The sequence below is a fragment of the Cupriavidus sp. MPR-AND1C genome, from assembly GCF_058809705.1.
In genome coordinates, this window is record NZ_JBXASU010000177.1 from 1 (window position 1) to 4,322 (window position 4,322).

Genomic DNA, 4,322 nt, shown 5'->3' on the forward strand with positions numbered 1-4,322 from the left:
CGGGAGGGGAGTACTGGGGCTGGAAGGCCGCCGCGAACTCGGGCCGCGATAGCTGCTCGATGGTCAGCACATCCTGCGGATCGCGCAGCAGTTCCCAATGCTCGCCCAGAGAGACCTCTCCCGCCGGCGGCAGACGCATTTCCGCCCATGCGGCGCTGTGGCCGAGCCAGCACAAGAGAACGATCCAGAATAGCCGAAGCATGGTCCCTTCAAGTCGCGTTTCGCGGGAAAGGCCATGACTATATCCGAGCAAGGATGGGGTTTTTTCGCTTTGCCCGGCAATGTCAGGATTTGTCAGTTTTGCGGTGATGCCATTGGAGATGGATCTGCGCAGATAAAGGCACTCGACATCGCCACCGGCGCCACTTGAGCCGACCGCCTGACTACCTGACTACCCATCGGCCGGCATCCTGTTGCCGGCCGATGGCATCACCCCACGAACCGATATCCCACCCCCACCTCCGTCATCAGGTGCAAGGGTTGCGCGGGATCGGCTTCCAGCTTGTGCCGCAGGTGCCCCATGTACACCCGCAGGTAGTGGCTGCTCTCCGAGTGCGCCGGCCCCCAGACTTCACGCAGCAGTTCGCGATGCGTCATGACCTTGCCGCGATGCGCGATCAGCACGGCGAGCAGGCGATACTCGATCGGCGTCAGGTGCACATCCTGCCCGGCGCGGGTGACCACGCGGTTGGCCAGGTCGATCTGCACCTCGCCAAAGCCGATCTGCGGCGTGCCTTGCGGATTGGTCCTGGCGTGGCGGCGCAGCAGCACGCGCACACGCGCGATCAGCTCGCCCACGCCGAAGGGCTTGGTCAGGTAGTCGTCCGCGCCAGCGTCCAGCGCGGCGATCTTGTCGTCCTCGCCGGAACGCGCCGATAGCACCAGCACCGGCACTTCGGTCCAGGTACGCATCTCGCGGATCAGCGTCATGCCATCGCCATCGGGCAGGCCCAGGTCGAGGATCACCACGTCGGGCTGGCGCGTGCCGGCATCGATCAGGCCGCGCTTGAGCGTCTCGGCTTCATGCACGGCGCAGCCTTCTGCCTGCAGCGCCTCGCGCACGAAGCGCCGGATATGCGGCTCGTCTTCGACCAGCAAGACAGTTGGCGAAAATTCAAATCCCATTTCAGCTGGACTCCTTGTTTGCGGCATCGTGCGCAACCGGCACGCCGCCGTTGCCGTGCGCGGCTAGCAGCGCCGATTCAAGTGCCTCGGGCGGCTCGGGCTCGATCGCAGGCGGATTGCCGCGCGGCAGCGCCACGACAAAACGTGCGCCGGTGTGGTCCGCATTCACGCTCTCCACCCAGATGCGCCCGCCGTGCGCCTGCACGATGGCCTCGCACACGGCCAGCCCGAGGCCAACGCCCGCGGTCGCGGACTCGCGCTCGCCGCGCGTGAATTTCTGGAAGATCGAGAGCTCTTGCCCGCGCGGCACGCCGGGGCCATCGTCCGCCACCGCGAGCCGCACCTCCGTTTCAGCCACTTCGCCGGAGATGCGGATGCCGGTGCCCGGCGGCGTGTACTTGGCAGCGTTCTCCAGCAGGTTGCACAGCACGCGCTCCATCAGCACCGCATCGCACTCCACCAGCGGCAGCGCCGATAGATCCGCGACCGACACGCGGTGCCGCGACAACGCATCACGCATGCCGGCAAGCGCCGCGCCCACCAGCTCCTCGAGCGACTGCCACTCCTTTTGCATGCGCACGTCACGGCTTTGCAGCCGCGCCATGTCGAGCAGGTTGACCACCATGGTGCGCATGCGCAGCGCTTGCTCGCGCATGGCATCGACGGTTTCCGACAGCGACGCAGGCAGCGGCGGCTCGGTGCGCTGCATGGTCTCGGCCATGCCGATCAGGCTGGTCAGCGGCGTGCGCAGATCATGCGAGACGGCGGCCAGCAGCGAGCTGCGCAGGCGCTCCGACTCCATCGACACCAGCGCCTGCTGCGCGACCTCCACGTAATGCAGCCGCTCGATGGCGATGGCGATCAGCGTGGCGAACACGTCGATCTGGCGGCGCCGCTCTGGCCGCGCGAAGGCGCGCCACTCCTGCGGCTCCACCGCGAGCACGCCGCGCGTCTGCATCGGCGCCTTGAGCGGCAGGTAGAGCACGGTGCTGCCCGGCAGCGTATGCGTGCCGGTGCCGGCGGGCTGGCCGTGATCGAACACCCATTGCGCCAGCACGGGATCGATCGCGTCATTGCCACGCTGCGTGGGGTCGATCACCGGCGGCAACAACCGCCCCTTGGGCGAGACAAGGAAGAATGCCGAACGCGCGCCAAGCGCGGCTTGCAGGAAGCGGCTGCTGATGTCGATGATCTGCTCGGGCATCAAGGCAGCGGACAACTCGCGCGCCAGCTCGTACAGGGTGCGCGCATCGGTCTCGCGCTCCACCGACACCTGGGCCTGCTCGCGCAGCCCGGCGGTAAGCTGGCCGATCACCAGGCCCACCGTCAGCAACACCGCGAACGTCACGAGGTACTGCACGTCGCTCACCGCGAAGGACATGCGCGGCGGCACGAAGAAAAAGTCGAAGGCCGCCACCGACAGCACCGAGGCCAGCGCAGCGGGGCCTCGGCCGTGGCGCAGCGCCACGCCGACCACGGCCGCGAGGAACAACATCGCGATATTGACCAGGTCGAACCACGGCCGCGTCAGCGCCGACAACAAGCTGGCGCCCCCGCACCATGCGACCGCCCACAGGTAGTCGATGCGGTGCGCCACCACGCTGCTGTCGTCGTTGGGCGCCGGATCCTCGCGCACGTCGGCGCGCCCGCCAGCCGGTTGCGCGCGGCCGCGCGTATCAGCGCCCATGGCGTCGGCGGCCACGCGGATCACGTCGATCTCCGGGCAGCCGAGCGCCAGCGAATCGGCAAAGCTGTGGCGCCCGAACAGCCAGGCGCGCGCGCCCAGGAACGGCGACAGGCCGAGTGCCAGCAGCGCCCGGCCGCGCGCCAGGAGGCTGCCGCCGCTGCGGCGCCAGTTGCCGGGGGCCCGCCCGACCACCACCTTGGTGAGGTTGTGGCGCCGCACATAACCCGCCACCGCCTGCACGATATCGCTGCCGGCCAGCGTCTCGGTGCGCGCGCCCAGCTCTTCGGCCAGCCGCATCGCCTCCTCGATATTCGCGCGCTCGTGCCCGCCAAGCGGCGCCAGGCGCGGCGTGGCCACCGTGACCACATGCCAGTCGCAGTCGAGCTGCCCGGCCAGCCGGCGCGCGCTCTTGACCACCTGCGCGGCATCGTCGCCGGTGCCGATGCACGCGAGCACCGCCTCGCGCGTGCGCCATACCGGCCGGATGGATTCGGCATGGCGGTATGCGCGCACGTCGTCGTCGACGCGGTCGGCGGTGCGGCGCAGCGCCAGCTCGCGCAGCGCGATCAGGTTGCCCTTGCGGAAAAAATTGGTGGCCGCGGTGCGCGCCTGCTCCGGCAGGTAGACCTTGCCGTCGCGCAGGCGCCGCAGCAATTCGTCGGCGGGCAGGTCCACCAGGATGACTTCCTCGGCGTCATCGAAGACCGTGTCGGGTACCGTCTCCCACACACGGATGCCGGTGATGCCGCCCACCGCCTCGTTGAGGCTGTCCAGGTGCTGGACGTTGACGGTGGTCCACACGTCGATGCCGGCCGAGAGCAGTTCCTCGATGTCCTGCCAGCGCTTGGGGTGGCGGCTGCCGGACGCGTTGGAGTGCGCCAGTTCGTCGACCAGGATCAGCGCCGGGCGCCGGGCCAGCGCGCCGTCCAGGTCGAACTCCTGCAGCACGCGGTCGTCGAGCTTGTGATGCGGCATGGCCCTCATCGGCAGCCGCTCCAGCCCCGCGATCAGCGCCTCGGTCTCGGCGCGGCCATGGGTCTCCACCACGCCGATCACGACATCGCTGCCTTGCTCGCGCAGCGCCCGGGCCGCGGTCAGCATGGCGAAGGTCTTGCCCACGCCCGCGGAGGCGCCGAAATACACCCGCAGCTTGCCGCGCGCGGCGCGCTCGCCCTCCTGCTGCATGCGTTGCAGCAAGGCGTCGGGATCGGGCCGGCCGGGGGCGTCGCGCTGGGCGGTGTCAGGCATGGTGGGGTTCATTGCCCGGGAGGTGGATGGATGAAAACGATTGTGCCACGCTTAAGGTCAAACACCGGCACGAATAACGCACTGCGGGGGCGGGACGAAGCCGCCGAACGGGCCAAGACCACGAGCTACGACGACGGCTGTCTCTCCCTCTCCCCTCATGGGGAGAGGGCCGGGGAGAGGGGCGGTTTGACTAGGAGCCACTTGAAGCGAAGCCCGTGGTTTTTTCCGGCACGACGGCGTAACGATCGCCCGCCCTCTCCCC

Annotated in this window: 4 protein-coding genes; 1 reads left to right on the plus strand and 3 read right to left on the minus strand. The window is 68.9% G+C overall.

Features of this window, described 5'->3' with window-relative positions:
• The coding region (locus AC1RWI_RS37715) for a hypothetical protein (RefSeq protein WP_492870855.1) at positions 1 to 202 on the minus strand (202 nt) is incomplete at its 3' end.
• Between the two features lie 33 nt (positions 203 to 235).
• On the opposite strand from AC1RWI_RS37715, the gene AC1RWI_RS37720 reads away from it, so the two are divergent.
• Positions 236 to 370 (plus strand): hypothetical protein, encoded by a 135-nt coding sequence (locus tag AC1RWI_RS37720; RefSeq protein WP_492870856.1) that lies wholly within the window; start codon positions 236 to 238, stop codon positions 368 to 370.
• A 59-nt stretch (positions 371 to 429) separates the two neighbouring features.
• Here AC1RWI_RS37720 and kdpE read toward each other — a convergent pair whose 3' ends face one another.
• On the minus strand, positions 430 to 1,125 hold the full coding sequence (kdpE, locus tag AC1RWI_RS37725; protein WP_043342762.1) for a two-component system response regulator KdpE: 696 nt from the start codon (positions 1,123 to 1,125) through the stop codon (positions 430 to 432).
• A 1-nt stretch (position 1,126) separates the two neighbouring features.
• The gene (locus tag AC1RWI_RS37730) at positions 1,127 to 4,060 is read right to left on the minus strand and encodes a DUF4118 domain-containing protein (protein ID WP_492870857.1); all 2,934 of its coding nucleotides are present in this window, start codon (positions 4,058 to 4,060) and stop codon (positions 1,127 to 1,129) included.
• Between the last annotated feature and the right edge of the window lie 262 nt (positions 4,061 to 4,322).